Here is a 21,328-nt window from a genome sequence, read left to right on the forward strand (position 1 = left end):
CCGCACATGAATATCGGAGAAGTCGCCAAACGCGCCGGACTGCCGCCCAAGACGATCCGCTATTATGAGGATATCGACCTGATCCGCCCCCAGCGCAGCGCCAACGGCTACAGGTCGTTCCGTGAAAGCGATGTGCACAAGCTGACCTTTCTGGGCCGCGCCCGTGCGCTGGGCTTTACCATCGAGGATTGCCGCATCCTGCTGGGCCTTTACGAGGATGAGACCCGCGAGAGCGCGCAGGTGAAAGAGATTGCCGCCCAGCATCTGGTGTCCATCGACGAGAAGATCGCGCAGCTTCGGTCCATGCGCGACACGCTGGCCGAACTGGTGCGCGCCTGTCACGGGGATGACCGGCCCGACTGCCCGATCCTGTCGGACCTGTCGGGGCAGGGATAATTTTCGGAACCCTCCTGCGCTGGAAACCCGTTGAGTCGGTAAATATGGCCAACACAGGAGGGGGACATGCCCGACGAGACCGACACAAACGCCCACGACAAGACCAGTCACGGCAAGACTGGTCACGACGGGGGCGGCGGGCACGGATCGTCCTATGGGCGGTTCTTCGCGATGGTCGGCACATCGACCGCGCTGATGTTCGTGCTGATGTATCTCAACACTTATGCCATCGAACACGTCTTCTGGAGTGAGACACGGTTCTACATGACCTTCGTCATGGGCGCGACCATGGCGGTGGTGATGCTGTTGTTCATGTGGAGCATGTATAAGAATAAGACCGTGAACGCGGTGATCATTGCCGCGTCAGTCGTCGTGTTTGGCGGTGCGCTCTGGCTGGTGCGGTCGCAAGCCACCATCGCGGACGAAGCCTGGATGAGCGCGATGATCCCGCATCACTCCATTGCCATCATGACCAGTGAACGGGCCGAAACCTCGGACCCGCGTGTCCATAAGCTCGCGCAGGAAATCATCGACGCGCAGAACCGCGAGATTTCCGAGATGCGGTTTCTGTTGAACGACATTGAGGCCCGTGGCGAAGCGGGTGCGGACTGGCCACTGGGTGAGGCCGAGGGGCCAACCCCGATCGCGGCGCTGTCCGACGCCCTTGCCACGCCGGTCATCGCGGGCATCCGCCCCGCACCCCTGTCGCGCGACGAGATCACCCGCGGGTTGGACGCAGCGGAGGCCTGCACTTTCGTCCGAGCGGTGAACGCACGGCCGATCCTTGCGACGGACGCCGAAGGCACCGGGCTTGCCAAGATCTCGGGCGCTTTGGTGCGGTTCGAAGCCGGTGGCGATCTGCGGGACGGCGGCGTGCTTGAAGCAGACGGCGGCCGCCTGACGCTTGAGCCCGGCGACGCGGACGGAGAGGGGGCCACCCTGCTGTTCGAGCTGACCGAAGAGACACCGCTGGCCGTGGGCTTTGACGGCTATTGGACCTGCAACGGCTAGGAAGGGACGCACCCATGGCGACGGATACAGCACACAAGACGGCGCGGCTTTACCGGATGGTGATGCCGGAGCATACCTGCCCTTACGGCCTGAAATCCAAGGACCTCCTTGAGCGCAACGGCTACACCGTTGAGGATCACCACCTCACCACGCGCGAGGAGACCGACGCCTTCAAGGCCAAGCACAAGGTCGAGACCACGCCCCAGACCTTTATCAGGGACGAGCGGATCGGCGGGCACGACGCCTTGCGCGAATACTTCGGGGAAGAGGTCAAGGACGAGGACGCGACAAGCTACCAGCCGGTGATCGCGATCTTCGCGGTCGCCGCCCTGATGGCGCTGGGCCTGAGCTGGGCGTTCTTCGAAGACCTCTTCACGCTACGGGCGTTCGAATGGTTCCTTGCGATTTCCATGTGTTTTCTGGCCACCCAGAAGTTGCAGGACATCGAGAGCTTCTCGACCATGTTCCTCAACTATGACCTGCTGGCGCAACGCTGGGTGCGCTACGGCTATCTCTACCCCTTCGGAGAGGCCACGTCGGGCATTCTGATGGTCGCCGGAGCGCTGGTCTGGATCAGCGCCCCCATCGCGCTGTTCATCGGGACGATCGGCGCGGTCTCGGTGTTCAAGGCGGTCTATATCGACAAGCGGGAATTGAAATGCGCCTGCGTGGGCGGCAATTCGAACGTGCCTTTGGGGTTCGTCTCACTCACCGAGAACCTGATGATGATCTTCATGGGCCTGTGGATGCCCGCGCGGGCGCTGGGCTGGTTCTAGCCGGACGGGCGGTGGTGTCGCCCGCTGCCGGGCGCCGTGGTGTCGCCCGCTGCCGGGCGCGGTGGTGTCGCCCGCCACCGGGCGCGGTGGTGTCGCCCGCCACCGGGCGCGGTGTTGTCGCAGAATGGTTAACCTGTAAACTGAACGCAGAGTTCACCTCACAGGGAGACAATAAAAATGACACTCACACTCAACCGGCGCGGCTTTCTGGCCAGCACCGCAGGCTTCATCGCCCTGCATCCGTTTTCCGCCAACGCCGCTGCAAATCAGGCGCATTTGCGCATCATGGAGACGACGGACCTGCACGTGCACGTCTTTCCCTACGACTATTACGCCGACAAGGAGAGCGACACTGTAGGTCTTGCCCGCACCGCAAGCCTGATCCAGCAGGTGCGCGACGAGGCGTCCAACTCGCTGCTGATCGACAACGGCGATTTCCTGCAGGGCAACCCGATGGGCGATTACATCGCCTATGAGCGGGGCATGGCCGAAGGCGACAAACACCCCGTCATTCAAGCGATGAACACGCTGGGCTTCGACGCCTCGACCCTAGGCAACCATGAGTTCAACTACGGCCTTGATTTCCTGATGAAGTCCGTGGCCGGGGCCGAGTTCCCCATCGTCACGGCCAACGTCGCGCTTGAAACAGGCAGCGATCCGACCAAGGACAAGACGCTGATCCAGCCCTTCGTGATCCTTGATCATACCGTGACGGACGGGGACGGAACCGAGCATCCGATCAAGGTGGGGCTCATCGGCTTTGTGCCGCCGCAGATCATGAACTGGGACCGCCGCCATCTCGAAGGCAATGTGCAGGCCCGCGACATCATCGAAACGGCGAAAGCCTATATTCCGCTGATGAAAGAGCAGGGGGCCGATATCATCGTGGCCCTGTCGCACTCGGGCATCGGTGAAGCGGACGCCCACGACGGGATGGAGAATGCTGCCGTGCCGCTGGCGGGGCTTGACGGGGTGGATGCGGTGCTCACGGGGCACAGCCATCTGGTGTTCCCGTCGCCGACCTATGCCGATTTCGCCGGCGCCGACGTGGATGCGGGCACCCTGATGGAGACGCCCGCCGTGATGGCCGGCTTCTGGGGCAGCCACATGGGTCTGATCGACCTGCTGCTGGAACGGGACGGCAACGCATGGCGCGTGATCTCGGCGGAAACCGAGGCGCGGCCGATCTCCATGCGGGGCGAGGATCGCTCGATCACGCCGCTGGTCGAAAGCGATCCGGAGGTGCTGGCCTCGGTGCAGCAGGAACACGACGAGACACTAGCCTATGTGCGCCGCGCCGTGGGCAAGACCGACGCGCCGCTGCACAGCTATTTCGCGCTGGTCGCCGATGATCCGTCGGTGCAGGTCGTCTCGAACGCGCAGCGGTGGTATATTGAACAGATGCTGCAAGGGACCGAGCATGAGGGTCTGCCGATCCTCTCCGCTGCCGCGCCGTTCAAGGCTGGTGGCCGTGGCGGGCCCGAGTATTACACGGACGTGCCCGTGGGCGATGTGGCGATCAAGAACGTCTCGGACCTCTATCTTTATCCCAACACCGCCCGCGCGGTCCGGGTGACGGGGGCGCAGGTCAAGGACTGGCTGGAACGCTCGGCGGGGATGTTCAATCAGGTCGAGAAGGGCGCGCAGGATGCCGTCCTGCTCAACCCTGAATTCCCCAGCTACAACTTCGATGTGATCGACGGGGTCGAATACCAGATCGACCTCTCGCAGCCGTCGAAATATGACCGCGAGGGGGAGGTGATCAACCCCGACGCCAACCGCATCGTCAACCTCACTTACGAGGGAGAACCCGTTGACATGGATGCGGAATTTATCATCGCGACCAACAACTACCGCGCCAGCGGTGGCGGAAATTTCCAGGGTGCCACGCCCGAGACCACGGTTTTTGAAGGGCCCGACACCAACCGCGACGTGATCGTGCGCTACATCGTCGAGAAGGGCACCATCAACCCCAAGGCCGACAACAACTGGTCCTTCGCGCCGCTGGACGGCACGACGGTTCTGTTCGACACCGGCCCCGCGGCCTCGGCCTATCTCGATCAGGTGGACATGGACATCGAGGAAGCAGGCGACGGGCCGGACGGCTTCGCGCGGTTCCGCATCACGCTCTAGGGTGGCGCGCCGGTTGGTCCGGCGCTGCACGCAACGACCCACAAGGCCACGGCGCAGGCGCGTCGTGGCCTTTTTGCGCGTCCCCCCGCGCGAACCTGACAATTCGCTGACAATCGGATTCAGGTCCGTGACGGGGGCCTGCGGTAGATACGATTCGAACCCGGGCCACAGGTATGCGCCTACACAACAAAAAAGGAGACAGACATGACCGATCAGACCGACAAGAGCCTTTCGCGCCGCAAGGCCATCGCCCGCCTCGGCGGGGCCGCCCTTCTGGCCTATACCGTGCCCACGTTCGCCGCCCTCTCTGCGGCTGAAGCGGCCTCCTCTGCCAGCCCTGCCTCCGACCCCAGCCCCGCATCGGACCCGAGCCCCGCATCCACGCCCAGCCCCGCGTCCGACCCCAGCGCAGCCTCGACCCCGAGCGAGCCTTCGGCGGCCAGCGATCCGTCCACGCCGTCGACTCCAAGCACGCCAAGCACCGCGAGCGGCCCCAGCGGCCCGCGCGTGATGACGCAGGACGAATGCGAATCCGCCGGTGGTTCGGTCGTCACCCGCGCTGACGGCGTCCGTATTTGCGATTTGCCCTAGGGACACCCCCAACTCACGGAACTAGGGAAAACGAGGGCCGGGCGGTGCCACAGGTATCGCCCGGTCAGCGGCCTTTGCAGTGGGCCGAAAGTTCACTATGCATCAGACGACGCAAGGTAGGGCTATGGTGACCGAGACGACTTTCGTGCAATTCGACGGGCTGGATCATCCGGTGGCGCTGAACGGCGCATCGGACCTTCTGCCCTTGATCGCGGACATCGCGACGGCCTGTCCGCACCGGCACAGCCGCTCGGCCCGCGCCGCCCCGTTCGCCACGCTGGCCCCGGCCGAAGGCGGCGACTGGACGCTGACCCCGGCCGACGCCCCGGACGCGCCGCGCCGCTGGGATGGGGTCAATGCGGTGTGCGATCTGGTGGCCGAAATGGCGTGGGAACGCATCCGCTCGCACCCCGACATGCTGTGCCTGCACGCGGGCGGGGTGGCCTTTGGCGGGCGCCTGGTGGCCTTTCCCAACGGGCGGCGCGCGGGCAAAAGCACGCTGACCGCCGCGCTTGCGCATCTGGAGCATGAGGTCTTTACCGACGACGTGCTGCCCGTGCGCAAGGACATCGACAGCGGCACGTTCCACGGCATCGCCAATGGCGTCGCCCCACGGGTGCGTCTTCCGGTGCCCGACAGCTTCGACGCCGCGCTCTCGCAGTGGGTTGCGCAGGATTTCGGGCCGTCGAACCGGCAATACAAATATGTGACCACCGCGCCCATCGCGCGGGCGGGGGCCACCATGCCGCTGGGGGCGATCGTGCTGCTGGACCGGCAGGAGACGCCCTGCGCGCCGCGGCTTGATCCGGTGACCGAGGATGAAGCGCTCGCCACCCTGATCACCCAGAATTTCGCCCGTACCCTGCACGCCAGCATCATCCTGTCTTCGGCCGAGGTGTTGGCGCGGCACTTGCCAGTCTACCGCTTGACCTATGCTTGCGGTCAACAGGCGGCGGCATATTTGTCGGCGCATGAGGCCCTGCAGGACTTGCCCGTGGCGCGGCACGACGCAACCGCGCCCGAGGTCCGGCAGGCCCCGTTGGAAGAGCGGAACCGCCCCGCGCCCGCCTTCGATCCCGCCGCGTCCTATGTCCGCCGCGACGGCGTCACCGAAACCCGCGCCGGAGAGGCCTGGTTTCTGGCCGACAGCAGCGGGATCGCGATCTATCACCTCAATGGCAGTTCGGCGGCGATCTGGCGGCTTCTGGCCGAGCCGATCACTTTGGCTGAGGTCTGCGAGGTGCTGTGCGCGGCCTATCCGCAGGTTGATCCGGCGGCGATCCGCACGGACAGCGAAGCGCTGCTGCAAAACCTCGCCGCTGCCCGCCTGATCGAGACCGTCCCCGCGCAGGAGCCTGTGGAATGAGCGGTCGTAACCCCCTTACACGGCGCGCGGCACTGGCGCGGCTGGGGCTCGGACTGGCGGCGGCCTATGTCGCGCCGACCGTCACGGGGCTGAGCGTGGCCCATGCCTCGACCCCCTCGGACGCCTCGGCCGCAAGCCGCGCCTCGCCCGCGTCGAAGCCCAGCCCGGTCAGCCCGCCAAGTCCAGCAAGCCCGCCGACGGCGCCCACCGCGGCCAGCCGTCCGTCGCCCGTCAGCGGGCCCTCGCGCCCCGGGACGGGGTCGACACATTCGGCGCCTTCGGCCCCCTCAGCCGCATCGGGCCCCAGCGGTCCGGGGAGCTGTTCTGGCGCGCGCCTGCCCGATGGCGGCCAGATGTCCCGGCGCGATTACGAACGCGCGCAACAGGCGATCCAGCGCGGGCAGGCGCGCCCCCTGCGCGAGGTGCTGACCCGTGTGCAAGCCAGCCATCCCGGTACGGTGATCCGCGTCGGCTTCTCAAGCGATGGCGGATCGTTCCGGGTGCTCACGGTCAACAACTCCGGCGCTGTGGTCTCCGTGCGGGTGGACGCGGCCTCGGGCCGGATCACCGGAGCGCAGGCCTGTTGATGCGCATTTTGATTGTCGAAGACGAGCGCAAGATCGCCGAACTGGTGGCCGATGTGTTGACCGCCGAAGGCATGATCCCCGAGATCGCCTCGGACGGGGAGGAGGGCTGGTTTCTGGGCAGCACGGAAAGCTATGCCGCAGCTATTCTGGACATCGGCCTGCCCAAGCGCGACGGGCTGTCGGTGCTGCGCAACTGGCGCGAAGAAGGGCTGGACCTGCCAGTGATCCTGCTCACGGCGCGCGCCAACTGGAGCGAACGGGTCGAGGGGATCGACGCGGGCGCTGACGATTATCTGGGCAAGCCCTTCCAGATGGAAGAACTGATCGCCCGTCTGCGCGCCTTGTTGCGGCGCGCCAGCGGCCAGAAGACGACGACTTTCGAGGCCGGACCCCTGCGCATGGACCTGCGCCAGATGCGTGTCTCGGTCGATGGCAAGCCGCTGAAGGTCACGCCGCTGGAATACCGGCTGCTCAATTACCTGATGCACCAGCGCGGCAAGGTCGTCAGTCAGGAAGAGCTGATCGAGAATGTCTATTTTCGCGACCATGAGCCCGACAGCAACGCGGTCGAGGTCTTGATCGGGCGTCTGCGGCGCAAGATCGGCGGCGGCGTGATCGAGACGCGGCGGGGCTTCGGCTATCTGATTGCCGAGGACCTGTCGTGAGGACCGCGCTGAACCTGCGGCTGTTTCTTGCGGCGGTGATCGCCACAGCGGTGGCGCTGGTGGCGACGGCGGTGGTGCTGAACTTCCTGTTCCGGCTGTATTTCGAGGACCGCCTGCGCGACGAGCTTGAGACCTATCTCATCCAGCTCAGCGGCAATGTCGCCGTCACCGACAGCGGCGAGGTCGAGGTTGGCCCGCTCGCCGATCCGCGGTTCAACAATCCGTTGTCGGGCTATTACTGGCAGATCGAGGTCGCAGGTGCCGATCCGGTCCTCTCGCCGTCGTTCTGGGGCGCGCCCATGGCGTTGGAGCGGCCCGAGCAGCCCGGTGTGATCCGCGTTCAGGACATCAACATCGGCACCGAAGAGCCTCTTGCCGTAGCCCATTGGGTGATCCTTACTGGTCAGGACGCAGCACAGCGCAGCCTGCATCTGGCGGTGGCGCTGGACCGGACGGATCTCGACGTTTCGGTCGCAGGTTTCCGTTTGAACTCAACGCTTTGGCTGGCGGTTCTGGGGGCCTTCCTGCTGATCGCGAGCGCCGTGCAGATCCGGCTGGGCCTGCGCCCGCTTGAGAAGGTCCGCTCGGAGGTGAACCGCGTCAGCCGCTCGCCCGCGGGGCGTTTGTCCGACGACTATCCGACCGAGGTGCTGCCGCTGGTGGAAGAGGTCAACCAGTTGCTTGACACCAACGCCGCCACGCTTGAGCGGGTGCGGGCGGGGGCGGGCAATCTGGCCCACGGGCTCAAGACCCCGCTGACGATCCTGCACGGGGTAGAGCGCAAGCTGCGCAAGGCGGGGCAAGACCTTCTGGCCGACGAGTTGCAGACCGAGATCGCCAGCATCGAACACATCGTCGAACGGGAATTGGCGCGGCACCGCGACAGCGGCCAGTCTCGACAGGTCTGCGAGGTTGCCCCGGTGGTGAGGCGGCTGAGTGACGCGCTGAGCCAGCAGCCCGGGTCCGAGCAGATCCGCTGGTCCGTCGAGGTGGACGAACGATTGCGCGCGCCGTTTGACGAATTCGATCTGACCGAACTGGTGGGCAACCTTCTGGACAATGCGATGAAATGGACCGACGGGCGGATCGTCGTGCGCGGCGCGCTGTCGGGCACCGTGGCCAGCCTGACGGTCTGCGATGACGGGCCGGGGTTGAGCGACGCGGGGCACGAGATCGTGCTGGGGCGTGGGCGCAAGGCCGATCCGGAACGCTCGGGCACCGGGCTGGGCCTGAGCATCGCCGACGAGATGGCGCAGGCCCATGGTTGCGCGCTCACGCTGGATCGCAGCGACATGGGCGGGCTTTCGGTGATGCTGGCGTGGGAGCAGGCAGAGGCCGCCCCGCGCTGAGGTCAAGCCTTGCGCCGGTGGCCGTAGGGGCTTTCGCCGAACCGCGCCTTGAAGTGACGGGTGAAGACGTTGTTGGAATTGAACCCCGCCGCCATCGCCACCTCGGACACCTTGAGATCGGTTTCCATCAACAGCGCCCGCCCGCGGTCCAGCCGGATGTTGCGATAGATCCGGGCCGGGGGCTCACCCATGAGCTGGATGAACAACCGCTCCATCTGCCGGCGCGAGACATGGGCGTGTTCGGCCAGCTCATCCAAGCTCAGCGGTTCTTCGATGTTCTGATACATCAGCCGCAAAATGGCGAGGATGCGCGGATTGCGCGAGTTGATCGCCTTGGCAATCGAGGAGCGCTGTTCGCCGGTCTGCGACACGTCGGGCCGGTTCAGGCACATGTCCGACACCGCCAGCGCGAAATCCTGCCCGTAATCCTCGGCAATAAGCGACAGCATCATCTCGGTCGAGGCAACGCCGCCGCCGCAGGTGAGAAGGTCTCCGTCGCGCTCGAACCGGTGCCGGGTGGGGGTGAGGTGGGGGAAGGTCTCGGTGAAGCCCGGCTGGTTTTCCCAGTGCAGGGTGAATTCCTTGCCCTCAAGCACGCCGATCCGCGCAAGGGTCGAGGCGCCGGTGCAGATGCCCCCCAACGCGCCGCCGAACCGGTGATGCCGGCGCAGACGGGACAGGACCGCATCGCTGGCCACGCGGGTGCCGTTGTTGCCCGAACAGACAAACAGGTAGTCGCTGTCCTGCAATTGATCGAGGCTCCCATGCACCGCCAGATCGATGCCGGTGGACGAGGCCACGGGCGCGCCCGTCTCGGAGAGCACCTGCCAGCCGTAAAGGGGCTTTTGCGCAAGCTGGTTGGCGATGCGCAGCGGGTCGAGGGCGGCGCTGAAGGCCAGCAGCGTGAACTCGGGCAACAGCAAAAAGCTGAACCAGCGCGTGGGTTTGGGCGTGTCGATGGGAAAGCTGAACGCGCCAGAGGGCACCAGATCAGGGCGCTGCATTGATGCGGTCACGTGATCCCCCAAGGTTGCCGCTACTCTGCCATCTGCCGATCGACCTGCTGTTCTTCGTTGATCATCGCTTGCAGTTGGCGTCGGAACCTCAGTTGCCCGCCGTCGATGGGCAAGTCAATATGCGGCGTGGTCTTGTTCGTCATCCCCTTTTGCACTTCGTTAAGCACGGCGCGATCCTCTTCAAAGGCATGTTGCACATCCTCGCTCATCATTTTTGACAGCGCTTCGTCGTCCGGGCGGATGTTGCGCAGCTGGAACCAGTAGTAGCGGGTGCGCCCTTCGTCCGTAGGGGTCATGAAGTTGTAGCTGTCCATGATGAAGGTTTTCTCGTGCAGTGGCCCGTCCGGCCCGCCGGTGCCCGCAGGGGTGAACACCGCCTTGATCAGCGCGTGGGACGGATAGCGCACCTCGTAGTGCTGTAGGCGGTCGCAGTTGCCTTCGAACTCCACCACCTTTTTGTAGAAGGGCGCGGGTTCGTGGTCCATCATCCAGCGGTGCACGATCACCCCATCGTCGGTCTTCTTGATCCGCAGGGGGGCGTCCTTGGTCTGGTCCGAGCCGAAGCTGCTCTGGTGCACCCATGCGACGTGTGTCGGGTCGAGCAGGTTGTCGCACATCAGCAGATAGTTGCAGTCCAGCTCCATCGCCGCGCCGCGGTTGATGCCCCAGGCGGGATCGTCGTAATGCTCGATCTCGAAGATGTCCGAGGGGTCCGCCAGCGCGGGGTTGCCCATCCAGATCCAGACCAGCCCGTATTTTTCGTGGCAGGGATAGGCGTGGACCTTGGCGTTCGACGGAATCCCGCTGGACCCCGGCGCCCAGACGCATTGGCCAACGCAGTTGAACGTCAGCCCGTGATAGCCGCATTCGACGGTGTCGCCCTTGATGCGCCCCTTGCTGAGCGGCAGTTTGCGGTGCGGGCAGGCATCCTCAAGCGCCACAAGATCGCCCGCTTCCGTGCGGAAAATGCAGACTTTTTCGCCCAGCACCATGATCTGCTGCAACTCGCGCGTCACCTCATGATCCCATGCGGCGACGTACCATGCGTTTCTGAGAAACATCCCTTACCCCTTCAGAATTCCCGGCAGATTAAGCCCTTGTTCGCGGGCACAGTCCAGCGCTTCTTCGTAGCCCGCATCGGCGTGGCGCATGACGCCGGTGGCCGGGTCGTTCCACAGCACATTGGCGATGCGGCGGTCGGCGTCCTCGGTCCCGTCGCAGCAGATCACCATGCCGGAATGCTGGCTGAACCCCATGCCGACGCCGCCGCCGTGGTGCAGCGACACCCAAGTGGCACCCCCCGCGACGTTGAGCATCGCGTTGAGCAGCGGCCAGTCGGACACGGCGTCGGAGCCGTCGCGCATCGCCTCGGTCTCACGGTTGGGAGAGGCGACGGAGCCACTGTCGAGGTGGTCGCGCCCGATCACCACGGGGGCGCTGAGTTCGCCCGTGCGCACCATCTCGTTGAAGGCCAGCCCCAGCTTGTGGCGCAGGCCAAGGCCCACCCAGCAGATGCGCGCGGGCAGGCCCTGAAACGCGATCCGCTCGCGCGCCATGTCGAGCCAGTTGTGCAGGTGCGGGTCGTCGATCAGCTCTTTCACCTTGGCGTCGGTCTTGTAGATGTCTTCGGGATCACCCGAGAGGGCGCACCAGCGGAACGGGCCCACGCCGCGGCAGAACAGCGGGCGGATGTAGGCGGGAACGAAACCGGGGAAGGCAAAGGCGTTCTCCAGCCCCTCTTCCTGCGCGACCTGCCGGATGTTGTTGCCGTAATCCAGCGTCGGCACGCCCGCGTTCCAGAAGTCGACCATCGCCGCCACCTGCACCTTCATGCTGGCACGGGCGGCTTTCTCGACCGCTTTCGGATCGCTTTCCTGCTTTTCGCGCCACTCGGCCACGCTCCAGCCCTGCGGCAGGTAGCCATGGACGGGGTCGTGGGCGCTGGTCTGGTCGGTCACGATGTCCGGTTTGACGCCACGTTTGACCAGTTCAGGGAAAATATCCGCCGCATTGCCGATCAGCGCGACAGACTTCGCTTCACCGGCCCTGGTCCAGCGGTCGATCATCGCCAGCGCCTCGTCCAGATCGTGGGTCTTTTCGTCCACATACCGCGTGCGCAGGCGGAAATCGGCGCGGGTCTCGTCACATTCCACGGCCAGACAGCAGGCCCCGGCCATGACAGCGGCCAAGGGCTGCGCGCCGCCCATGCCGCCCAAGCCACCGGTCAGGATCCAGCGGCCCTTCAGATCGCCGCCATAGTGCTGACGGCCCGCTTCCATGAAGGTCTCATAGGTGCCCTGCACGATCCCTTGGGTGCCGATGTAGATCCACGACCCGGCGGTCATCTGGCCATACATCGCCAGACCCTTCTTATCGAGTTCGTTGAAATGCTCCCACGTGGCCCAGTGCGGCACGAGGTTGGAGTTCGCGATCAGAACGCGGGGTGCGTCCTTGTGGGTGTTGAATACGCCCACGGGCTTGCCCGATTGCACCAGAAGGGTCTGGGTGTCGTCGAGGTCTTTCAACGCGGCAACGATGGCGTCGAAATCCTCCCATGTCCGGGCGGCGCGGCCGATGCCGCCATAGACCACCAGCTCATGCGGGTTCTCGGCCACGTCCGGGTGCAGGTTGTTCATCAGCATCCGCATGGGCGCTTCGGTCAGCCAGCTTTTCGCGGTGATCTCGGGGCCCGTGGGCGGATAAATGTCGCGCTGGTTGTGGCGGGGATTGGTCATGTCGTGCCTCCGTGAGAGTGGGCCAGTGTGGGGGCCAGATCGGCCAGCGTGTGCAGGATCTCGGCCAGATAGGGGCGCAGGCGGTCGGCTTTGCTCGCGTCATAGCGCCAGGGCGGGCTTTCCGCGGCAAGATAGGTGGACTGCGCAAGCTCCATCTGAATCGATTCCACCCCCGGCACGGCATAATGCCGCGTGGTCCAGCCGCCCTTGAACCGGCCGTTCACGACATGGCTGAACGGGGCCGCCTGCGCGCAAATCCGCGTGGTCGCCGCTCCGATCGCAGGGCTGCAGGTGGTGCCGTTGTTGGTGCCGATGTTGAAGTCGGGCAGGGTGCCGTCGAACAGGAACGGAATGTGTGAGCGGATCGAATGGCAGTCATACAGAATAGCCACCCCGTGGCGCGCGCGGACGCGGTCGATCTCGGTCTGCAGCGCAGCGTGGTAGGGGGCGTGGAACCGTGCCAGCCGGTCGGCGATGGCGTCGGAGTCGGGGGCCGTGTTCCAGATGGGCCGCCCGTCAAAATCCGTGAGCGGCACCAGCGTCGTGGTGTTCTGCCCGGGATAAAGGCTCACGCCGTTGGGGTCACGGTTCACGTCGATCACGTAGCGGTGGGCATTGGCCCGCACGGTCGTCACACCCTCAAGCAGCCCGTCATAGAGCCGGTCGATGTGCCAGTCGGTGTCGGCCAATTGCCGGCCTGTCTCGTTAAGGGTGTCCCAAATGGCGTCGGGGACATAGGTGCCGCAATGGGGCAGGCCCAGGATCACCGGACCGTCGCCCGCCTGCACGGTGACCGGCGTCATGGGGCATCCCCCGTCACCGCGTCCGGCAGATCGACCGATCCCGCCAACCGTCCCTCGGCCACCAGTGCCGCGGCCGCTTCAAGCGAGGGGGCCATGTAGCGGTCCTGTTCCAGCGTCGGCACCTCGGCCCGCAAGGTGTCGATGGCCGCCTTGAGAGGTGCGCTCGTCCCAAGGGGTGCGCGGAATTCGATCCCTTGCGCGCCGCACATGGCTTCCACCCCGAGGATTACGTTCAGGTTTTTGTTCATCCGTGCAAGGCGATGGGCGGCGTGGGCGGCCATGCTCACATGGTCTTCCTGATTGGCCGAGGTGGGCGTGCTGTCGGTGGTGCAGGGATTGGCGAGGTGCTTGTTCTCGCTCATCAGCGCGGCGGTGGTGACCTCGGCGATCATCAGGCCCGAATTCAGGCCCGGATCGGGGGTCAGGAACGGTGGCAGGTCGCACGATAGGGTTGGGTCCACCATCAAAGCCACTCGCCGCTGGGCGATGGCGCCGATTTCGGACAGGGCGACGGCGATCTGGTCGGCGGCGAAGCCCACCGGTTCGGCATGGAAGTTCCCGCCCGAAACGATCAGCCCCTCCTCGACCAGCACCAGCGGATTGTCGGTCACGGCGTTGGCCTCAACCTCAAGCGTGCGGGCGGCGAAGTGCAGCAGGTCCATCGCGGCACCGGTCACCTGTGGCTGACAGCGGATGCAGTAGGGGTCCTGCACGCGGGTGTCGCCCTCGCGGTGGCTCTCGCGGATCTGGCTGCCCGCCATCAGGGCGCGTTGCGCACGGGCCACGGCGATCTGGCCGGCATGGCCGCGCAGGGTGTGGATCGCATCCTGCAGCGGCGCGGTGGAGCCCATGATCGCGTCCGTGGACAGCGCACAAGTCAGCACAGAGGTCGCCGCGTTGCGCCACGCGCCCCAGAGGCCGACGAGTGCGCAAGCGGTGGAGAATTGCGTGCCGTTGATCAGCGCCAGCCCCTCTTTCGGGCCAAGCACGATGGGGGTGATGTTTGCCCGGGACAAGGCCTGCGCCGAAGACATCCGTTCGCCGTCGTACATGGCCTCGCCCTCGCCAATCATGGTGGCGGCCATGTGGGCGAGGGGGGCAAGGTCGCCAGACGCCCCGACCGAGCCTTGCGCGGGGATCACCGGGGTGACGCCGCGCGCCAGCATGTCTTGCAGGATTTCGACCGTGGTCATGGCCACGCCCGAGGCACCCCGGCCCAGCGACAACAGCTTAAGCACCATCATCAGCCGCGTGGTGGCGACGTCCAGCGCCTCGCCCACGCCGCAGCAGTGCGACAGGATCAGGTTGCGCTGCAGGGTGGCCACGTCCTCGGGCGCGATCTTGACGCTGGCAAGCTTGCCGAAGCCGGTGTTGACGCCATAGACCGCCGCGTCCCCCGCCGCCGCCTTGGCGACCAGCCTGTGGGCCTGTTCGATGCCATCGTGAAACGCCGGATCAAGGGTCACGGCGCGGGCATTGGCCCAGACATCCTTGAGTTGGCCAAGGGTCGCGGCCCCGGGGGTGAGGGTAACGGTCATAACGTGCCTTTGAAAATGCGGGCGTGAAGCGGGTTGAAGCCGATGCGATAGGCGAGCTCGGCCGGGTGGGCGATGTCCCAGACACACAGGTCCGCGCGCAGCCCCGGCGCGATGCGCCCCCGGTCGGTCAGCCCAAGGGCGGCGGCGGCATGGGTGGTGACACCGGACAGCGCCTCAAACGGGGTCATGCGGAACAGGGTGCAGGCCATGTTCATCGTCAGCAGCAAAGACGCCAGCGGAGAGGAGCCGGGGTTGCAATCAGTGGCCAGCGCCATGGGCACGCCGTGGTCGCGGAAGGCCTGTATCGGCGGCGCTTGGGTTTCGCGCAGGGTGTAGAACGCGCCCGGCAGGACGGTCGCCACGGTGCCCGCTTTGGCCAGCGCACGCGCATCCGCCTCGGTCGCGTATTCCACGTGATCGGCACTCTGCGCCCCGTAGCGCGCCGCAAGCTGCGTGCCGCCAATGTTGCTGAGCTGCTCGGCGTGGAGTTTCACGGGCAGGCCAAGCGCACCGGCCACGTCGAAGACGCGGGCGATCTGGGCGGGATCGAAAGCGATGCCTTCGCAGAACCCGTCCACCGCATCGACCAGCCCCTCGGCATGGGCTGCGCGCAGTGTGGGAATGCAAACCTCTTCGATATAGGCGTCGGGCCGGTCCTTGTAATCGTCTGGCACCGCATGGGCGCCCAGAAAACTGGTGCGCACCTCGATCGGGCGGGCCATGGCGATCTGCCGCGCCACCCGCAACATCTTGAGTTCGGTGTCGCGATCCAGCCCGTAGCCGCTCTTGACCTCGATCAGCGTGACCCCCTCGGCGATCATGGCATCAACGCGGGTGAGCGCGTCCGCCAGCAGCGCGTCGTCCGGGGCCGCCCGGGTCGCGGCGACGGTCGAGACGATGCCGCCGCCCGCGCGGGCAACCTCTTCATAGCTGGCCCCGTTGAGCCGCAGTTCGAACTCCGCCGCGCGGTTGCCGCCAAAGACCACATGGGTGTGACAGTCGATCAGCGCAGGCGTCACCAGCCGCCCGCCCAGGTCCTGCACCGGGCCGTCGCGATAGGGTGTGGGGATGTCGTCCATGGGACCGGCCCAGGCGATCCTGTCGCCCTCCATCGCCACGGCCCCGCGCGGGATCAGGCCGTAATCCCCCCCGCGGGGCAGGGTGACAAGGTGCGCATTGGTCAAAAGCATGGGCGACTCACTTGCTTCATGTTGTGTTTAATGCGATTATGTGCAGACATAATAACCCTGTCAACCGGAGTGGACGATGCAGACGATTTGGGCGGAAACGGCGTTGTTGCCGCAGGGCTGGGCCAGTGATGTGCGGATCGGGATCGACGGCGACGGCCGGATCGACACGGTCGGAACGCGAATGACGCCGCAGGCCGGAGATGCCCGTGTGCCACTCTTGCTGCCCGCGCCGGTGAACCTGCACAGCCACGCGTTCCAGCGGGCGATGGCGGGCCTGACCGAACAGCGCGGCCCGGACCCGCAGGACAGTTTCTGGACATGGCGACAGCTTATGTTCCGCTTCCTTGACCAGCTCACCCCCGCGCAGATCGAGGCGATCACCGCCTTCGTGCAGATGGAAATGCTCGAAGCGGGCTACGGCGCTTCGGTGGAGTTCCACTATCTGCACCATCAGCCCGGCGGTGCGCCCTACGACGATTTGGCGGAAACCTCGGCCCGCGTCGTCGCAGCTGCGGACACCAGCGGGATCGGTCTGTGCCTGCTGCCGGTGCATTACCAGTTCGGCGGCTGCGACGGGCGCGCACTGGCGCAAGGGCAGGCGCGGTTTGGCAATGATCTTGACCGATTTCAGGCGCTGCATGACGGGGCGAAAGCGCACCTTGCCCATGCAGCGGCGGATGCGACGCTGGGGGCGGCCCCCCATTCGATCCGCGCCGTGGGCGTTGAAGACCTGCGCCGCTATTCTGACCTCTTCCCAACCGGACCGCTGCACATGCATCTGGCCGAGCAACGGGCCGAGGTGGAGGAGGTGCAGCAGCATCTGCGCGCCCGCCCCGTGGATTGGGCGCTCGAAAATATGGCGCTGGACGACCGCTGGTGCCTGATCCATTGCACCCAGATGACCCCCGAAGAGACCGTGGCGCTGGCCGGGACCGGTGCGGTGGCCGGGCTGTGTCCGATCACCGAAAGCAGCCTTGGCGACGGGATTTTCGACGCCGTGCGCTGGCTGCACCACGACGGCGCGATCGGCATCGGATCGGACAGCAACATCCGCGTGGCCCTGTCCGAGGAACTGCGCACGCTGGAGTATTCGCAACGGCTGCGCGACGGAACACGCGCGGCACTCGCGACCGCAGACCGCTCCACCGGTCGCCGCCTGTTCAGCAGCATCTGTGCGGGCGGCGCACAGGCCGCAGGGCGCAGGACCGGGCGGATCGAGGCCGGTTTTTGGGCGGATCTGATGACGCTGGACACCACGTCGGAACACCTGTGGGGGAAGACCCGCAACACGGCGCTCGACGCATGGATCTTCGCGGGGGATGACCGGCTGGTGCGCGATGTCTGGTCCGCCGGGCGCCATCTGGTGACGGACGGCCAGCACATCGCACGCGGCCCCATTGTCGCCGCCTACAAGCGCGCGCTGGATGACTTGAAGGACGCCCTATGAGCGCGCCCCGGCTCAACAACTGGCAGGCGGTGCAGGACGAGGTTCTGCGCCGCATCCATGCCCGCGAATGGCCCCCCGGCGCGTTGATCCCGAACGAAGCCGACCTCGCCGTTGAGTTCGGATGCTCCCGCGCGACCGTGAACCGTGCGCTGCGGGCCCTGGCCGACAGCGGGTTGCTGGACCGACGGCGCAAGGCGGGCACCCGTGTCGCGGCGCAGCCGGTGGCGAAAGCGACGCTCGATATCGCGGTGATCCGGCATGAGGTTGAGGGGCGGGGGCAGGCCTACGGCTACCAGCGTTTGAGCCGCGCAGAAGCGGTTCCGCCCGCCGCCGTCTCCGGTGCCATGGGCACGGCGAGCGACCGGCCGCTGCTGCATATCCGCGCCCTGCATCTGGCGGACGGCCGGCCCTATGCGGTCGAGGATCGTTGGATCAACACCGGCGTCGTTCCACTGGCGCGGGCCGAGGGGTTCGAGACCGTAAGCGCCAACGAATGGCTTCTGGAGCACGCGCCCTATACCCATGGCGACATCGCGTTTTCCGCCGTAATGCTGGGGGCCGAGGACGCCGGGACGCTGGACGTGGCCCCGGCTGAGGCCGCATTCGCCATCGACCGGTTGACGCGGGACGGGCCGGCCGCGGTGACGAAGGTCCGGTTGCTGTTCCCGCCGGGCTATCAGTTGCGGACAACACTTTAGAAAGCGGCGCAAGGGCCGGGGGTCAGTTCCCGGTCATGCGCAGGAGCACCTTCAGGGTCTTGGCGGTGATCCGCAGGTCTTCGCGAAAGGACAGGCGTTGCACATAGGCGCGATCAAAGGCGATGCGCGACAGGAACGAGGAATCGCCGCGTCCCTCAACCTGCCAATTGCCGCTGATCCCGGGGCGCACTTTGAAGTAATGCTGTCCACCCGCGGCCATATACATCGCCTTCTGCGAGGCCATGAATGGGCGGGGGCCGACGAAGCTCATGTCGCCGCGCAGCACGTTGAACACCTGTGGCAACTCATCAATGCTGGTCTTACGCAGAAATTTGCCCCAGCGGTTAACCCGCGGGTCGTTCGCCAGCTTCTGGTTGGTCTCCCATTCCTCGGCGATCGCGGGGTCGGAGGCACAGAGCTCGGCCAAGCGCTTGTCGGCATCGACCACCATCGTGCGGACCTTGATGCAACGGAACACCCGCCCGTCCTTGCCGATGCGATCCTGCAGAAAGAAGACCTGCCCGCCGGTGAACAGCCCGACCACGACGACCGGAAGCAGAATGGCGATCACGAAAGGAAGCGCGATAAGGCTGAGAACGATGTCAAACGCCCGTTTGCCGTAAACATTGTATAATCTGGAGGGCCCTTGTTCGTTGTCTTTTTCGAACTGTTTTTCAAAAGAAGTACTGTCCGGTGCCAGTGGCACCTCGACGTTCTGATCCAGCATAAGTCCCCACAGGTATTAAAATACAAACCGTTCCAGCAACGGGTGCGCGTTTGGGGCGGTGTTGCGCGGTCCGCGCGCGGTCCAGTTACTGCGGCTTAAACGCCAAGGGCTAGGGTCCTCTGACAGCCAATATCGGCGGCCCCTGATGCGTTCAGGTCACGCCGCCCTGCAAACAGGAATGTGCCATGACCGACCCCTTCGAAGACCGCGTTCTCAGCCTGAACGGCCCGGCGACAGACATCGTGCCTGTTACGCCCTCGGATACGGTGAACCTTGGCCGCGTTGCGGTCGCACTTTATGTAGAGACGGGCGGCGCGCTCTCGCTGGTGACGCAAGCCGGAGAGACCCGCAGCGTCACCGTGGCCGACAATTCGTTCCTGCCCGTGGCCGTGCGCCGGGTCAACGCGAGCGGCACGGCCGCTGTGGGGATTCATGCATTGATGGTGGGCTAACGCGGCGCGCCGGGGGCTGCCCGCCCGCTGCACGTCTGCGTTGAATGGACATCCGTCCGACCGCTCTGATAAGGAGGTGCGATCATGTATTGACGCTGCCGCCTGGTGCCGGATCATGGCAGTGATCCGCGCGCGGCTGGTGCGCGGGCAGCGGGCTGAGCAGTCTCGGAAAGTAGAAATTTGAACGAACCCCATCTTGTCCAATTCATCCTGAACATCGCCGGCGCGGCCGCGCTGTTGATCTGGGCCGTGCGTCTGGTGCGCACCGGCGTCGAACGCGGCTTTGCCGCGCCGTTGCGCTTCTGGCTGCGCCATTCCGCCCGCAACCGGTTTCTGGCCGCGGGCACCGGCATGGTGACGGCTGTGTTCCTGCAAAGCTCGACGGCGGTGGCGATGCTGGTCTCCAACTTCGTCGCCAAGGGCGGGCTGGTGCCTGTGGCCGGGCTTGCGATCCTGCTGGGGGCGGACGTGGGCTCGGCGCTTGTGACGCAGGTGCTGGTGATCCAGCAGGGCGTGCTCGTGCCGCTGTTGTTGCTGGCCGGCGTCGTCGTGTTCCTGCGGGCCGAGGGCAGTACGCGGCAGGTGGGGCGCATCCTGATCGGGCTGGCGTTGATCCTTGTCTCGCTGGACATGCTGCGCGCGGCGACGGGGCCGATGGTGGATCACCCAGCGGCGGGCACGATCATGGCCTATCTGGGCCGCGACCTGATGACCGCCTTCGTGATCGGCGCGGTCTTTGCCTGGGTGGTGCATTCCAGCGTGGCGGCGGTGTTGCTGGTGGTCACGCTGGCCGGGCAGGGGGTCCTGCCCGTCACCGGGGCCGCCGCGATGATCCTGGGCGCGAACCTTGGTGGGGCGTTCATCGCCTATGTGCTGACGCTCGCGGCGCCCCTGTCGGCGCGGCGGGTGATCATGGCCAACCTTGCCCTGCGCGGCGGCGGCGCTGTGGCGGCGACGATGTTGCTCAGCATGATGCCTGAACTGATGTCCTATCTGGGTGCCACGGCGGGCCGACAGGCGATCAACCTGCATCTTGCGTTCAACGTGGCCTTGGCTCTTGTGGCCTTGCCCTTGAGCGGGGTGATGATCGATCTGCTGACCCGCATCGTGCCCGAGCGAGCCAAGGCGGCTTCGATTCAGGCCGAGGTGTCGGCACTGGATCACGGGGCGCTGGACCGGCCGCAGCGGGCTCTGGATTGTGCGGCGCGCGAAATCCTCAATATGGGCCAGAAGATCGAAGCGATGCTAGTGGCGGTCGAGCCGCTCTATGACAAATGGGACCCCGCCGGCGCGACCTCGATCCGTGAACAGGATGCGGCGATCAAGAAGACCCATCTGGACGTGAAACTGTATCTGGCGCGACTGGGCAAACAGGAACTCGACGAGGATCTGAGCCGCCGGTCGATGGACCTTGCGTCGCTCTCCAACAGTTTCGATGCCGCGTCTGATGCGATCGGACGCAGCATGCTGGATCTGGCGCAGGAATTGCACCGCAAGAACCTTCGGTTCTCGCCGCAGGGGCGCTCGGAGATCGGGGATTTCGCAGACCGCGTACAGGGCAACGTGCAGCTTGCCCTCAACGTGATGCTGAACCAGAACCCCTCCGAGGCGCGCGAACTGGTTGCCGCCAAGGAGAAGGTCCGCAAGATCGAGGCCAAGCTGCAACGCAACCATATCGGCCGTCTGCGCGAGGGGCTGGTGGAGAGCATCGAGACGAGCAACATCCATCAGGAAACCCTGCGCGCCTTGAAACAGGTGAACACGGCCTTTTCGCTGGTCGGCTATCCCATCCTGCTGAAAAGCGGCGACATGCTCAAAAGCCGGCTGGTCTAGGGCGCGGCCCCCGCG

General features: G+C 65.7%; 21 protein-coding genes. 13 read left to right on the plus strand and 8 right to left on the minus strand.

Annotation, left to right across the window (positions count from 1 at the left end):
- Positions 1-6 precede the first annotated feature (6 nt).
- The 6 genes from cueR (at position 7) to DC363_RS01195 (ending at position 6,273) form a co-directional block, all read left to right on the plus strand.
- Positions 7-396 carry a Cu(I)-responsive transcriptional regulator gene (gene cueR, locus DC363_RS01170; RefSeq protein ID WP_108639291.1) on the plus strand — a complete coding sequence of 130 codons (390 nt, stop codon included), beginning with the start codon at positions 7-9 and terminating at the stop codon, positions 394-396.
- Positions 397-462: 66 nt separating this feature from the next.
- Positions 463-1,407: a DUF305 domain-containing protein gene (locus DC363_RS01175; protein ID WP_108639292.1), complete on the plus strand. Its 945-nt coding sequence runs from the start codon at positions 463-465 to the stop codon at positions 1,405-1,407.
- Between the two features lie 14 nt (positions 1,408-1,421).
- Positions 1,422-2,183, plus strand: a complete 762-nt coding sequence (locus tag DC363_RS01180; protein ID WP_108639293.1) for a MauE/DoxX family redox-associated membrane protein — start codon at positions 1,422-1,424, stop codon at positions 2,181-2,183.
- A 177-nt stretch (positions 2,184-2,360) separates the two neighbouring features.
- The gene (locus DC363_RS01185; RefSeq protein WP_108639294.1) at positions 2,361-4,316 is read left to right on the plus strand and encodes a bifunctional 2',3'-cyclic-nucleotide 2'-phosphodiesterase/3'-nucleotidase; all 1,956 of its coding nucleotides are present in this window, start codon (positions 2,361-2,363) and stop codon (positions 4,314-4,316) included.
- A 204-nt stretch (positions 4,317-4,520) separates the two neighbouring features.
- Positions 4,521-4,907, plus strand: coding sequence for a hypothetical protein (locus DC363_RS01190; RefSeq protein WP_108639295.1), 387 nt, complete (start codon positions 4,521-4,523; stop codon positions 4,905-4,907).
- A gap of 127 nt (positions 4,908-5,034) precedes the next feature.
- Positions 5,035-6,273 (plus strand): PqqD family peptide modification chaperone, encoded by a 1,239-nt coding sequence (locus DC363_RS01195; protein WP_146180723.1) that lies wholly within the window; start codon positions 5,035-5,037, stop codon positions 6,271-6,273.
- A gap of 64 nt (positions 6,274-6,337) precedes the next feature.
- Here DC363_RS01195 and DC363_RS16780 read toward each other — a convergent pair whose 3' ends face one another.
- On the minus strand, positions 6,338-6,481 hold the full coding sequence (locus DC363_RS16780) for a hypothetical protein (protein WP_158270813.1): 144 nt from the start codon (positions 6,479-6,481) through the stop codon (positions 6,338-6,340).
- Between the two features lie 145 nt (positions 6,482-6,626).
- Between DC363_RS16780 and DC363_RS16785 the strand changes: the two genes are divergently transcribed.
- From DC363_RS16785 to DC363_RS01210, 3 genes are read left to right on the plus strand one after another with little or no spacing between them, the layout of a single operon-like run.
- Positions 6,627-6,860 carry a PepSY domain-containing protein gene (locus DC363_RS16785; RefSeq protein WP_108639297.1) on the plus strand — a complete coding sequence of 78 codons (234 nt, stop codon included), beginning with the start codon at positions 6,627-6,629 and terminating at the stop codon, positions 6,858-6,860.
- A complete protein-coding gene (locus DC363_RS01205) occupies positions 6,860-7,525 on the plus strand; it encodes a response regulator transcription factor (RefSeq protein ID WP_108639298.1) in 666 nt (221 codons plus the stop codon). Before DC363_RS16785 ends, DC363_RS01205 begins: the two co-directional genes overlap by 1 nt.
- Positions 7,522-8,874, plus strand: coding sequence for a sensor histidine kinase (locus tag DC363_RS01210; RefSeq protein ID WP_108639299.1), 1,353 nt, complete (start codon positions 7,522-7,524; stop codon positions 8,872-8,874). Before DC363_RS01205 ends, DC363_RS01210 begins: the two co-directional genes overlap by 4 nt.
- A 2-nt stretch (positions 8,875-8,876) precedes the next feature.
- On the opposite strand, the gene DC363_RS01215 is transcribed toward DC363_RS01210, so the two are convergent.
- The 6 genes from DC363_RS01215 to hutI are packed head-to-tail and all read right to left on the minus strand — an operon-like array spanning position 8,877 to position 16,156.
- The gene (locus DC363_RS01215; protein ID WP_241962888.1) at positions 8,877-9,890 is read right to left on the minus strand and encodes a GlxA family transcriptional regulator; all 1,014 of its coding nucleotides are present in this window, start codon (positions 9,888-9,890) and stop codon (positions 8,877-8,879) included.
- A 20-nt stretch (positions 9,891-9,910) separates the two neighbouring features.
- Positions 9,911-10,951, minus strand: a complete 1,041-nt coding sequence (locus DC363_RS01220) for an aromatic ring-hydroxylating dioxygenase subunit alpha (protein WP_108639301.1) — start codon at positions 10,949-10,951, stop codon at positions 9,911-9,913.
- A gap of 3 nt (positions 10,952-10,954) precedes the next feature.
- Positions 10,955-12,625: a urocanate hydratase gene (hutU, locus tag DC363_RS01225; RefSeq protein WP_108639302.1), complete on the minus strand. Its 1,671-nt coding sequence runs from the start codon at positions 12,623-12,625 to the stop codon at positions 10,955-10,957.
- Complete coding sequence (hutG, locus tag DC363_RS01230; protein WP_108639303.1) at positions 12,622-13,428, minus strand: N-formylglutamate deformylase; 807 nt, start codon at positions 13,426-13,428, stop codon at positions 12,622-12,624. The genes hutU and hutG overlap by 4 nt, the downstream gene beginning before the upstream one ends.
- Positions 13,425-14,966, minus strand: coding sequence for a histidine ammonia-lyase (gene hutH, locus DC363_RS01235; RefSeq protein WP_108639304.1), 1,542 nt, complete (start codon positions 14,964-14,966; stop codon positions 13,425-13,427). The genes hutG and hutH overlap by 4 nt, the downstream gene beginning before the upstream one ends.
- Positions 14,963-16,156 (minus strand): imidazolonepropionase, encoded by a 1,194-nt coding sequence (gene hutI, locus DC363_RS01240; protein ID WP_108639305.1) that lies wholly within the window; start codon positions 16,154-16,156, stop codon positions 14,963-14,965. Before hutI ends, hutH begins: the two co-directional genes overlap by 4 nt.
- A 76-nt stretch (positions 16,157-16,232) precedes the next feature.
- Here hutI and DC363_RS01245 point away from each other — a divergent pair, with 76 nt between their 5' ends.
- Together DC363_RS01245 and DC363_RS01250 are read left to right on the plus strand one after the other, a co-directional pair.
- Positions 16,233-17,603 (plus strand): formimidoylglutamate deiminase, encoded by a 1,371-nt coding sequence (locus DC363_RS01245; protein ID WP_108639306.1) that lies wholly within the window; start codon positions 16,233-16,235, stop codon positions 17,601-17,603.
- Positions 17,600-18,301, plus strand: coding sequence for a UTRA domain-containing protein (locus tag DC363_RS01250; RefSeq protein ID WP_108639307.1), 702 nt, complete (start codon positions 17,600-17,602; stop codon positions 18,299-18,301). Before DC363_RS01245 ends, DC363_RS01250 begins: the two co-directional genes overlap by 4 nt.
- A gap of 22 nt (positions 18,302-18,323) precedes the next feature.
- Here DC363_RS01250 and DC363_RS01255 read toward each other — a convergent pair whose 3' ends face one another.
- Complete coding sequence (locus DC363_RS01255) at positions 18,324-19,028, minus strand: sugar transferase (RefSeq protein ID WP_108639308.1); 705 nt, start codon at positions 19,026-19,028, stop codon at positions 18,324-18,326.
- Between the two features lie 185 nt (positions 19,029-19,213).
- On the opposite strand from DC363_RS01255, the gene DC363_RS01260 reads away from it, so the two are divergent.
- The gene (locus DC363_RS01260) at positions 19,214-19,480 is read left to right on the plus strand and encodes a spike base protein, RCAP_Rcc01079 family (protein ID WP_108639309.1); all 267 of its coding nucleotides are present in this window, start codon (positions 19,214-19,216) and stop codon (positions 19,478-19,480) included.
- A 180-nt stretch (positions 19,481-19,660) separates the two neighbouring features.
- Complete coding sequence (locus DC363_RS01265; RefSeq protein ID WP_108639310.1) at positions 19,661-21,313, plus strand: Na/Pi cotransporter family protein; 1,653 nt, start codon at positions 19,661-19,663, stop codon at positions 21,311-21,313.
- Positions 21,314-21,328: the final 15 nt, after the last annotated feature.

The sequence above is a fragment of the Thalassorhabdomicrobium marinisediminis genome, assembly GCF_003072065.1.
Taxonomy (GTDB): Bacteria; Pseudomonadota; Alphaproteobacteria; order Rhodobacterales; family Rhodobacteraceae; genus Octadecabacter; species Octadecabacter marinisediminis.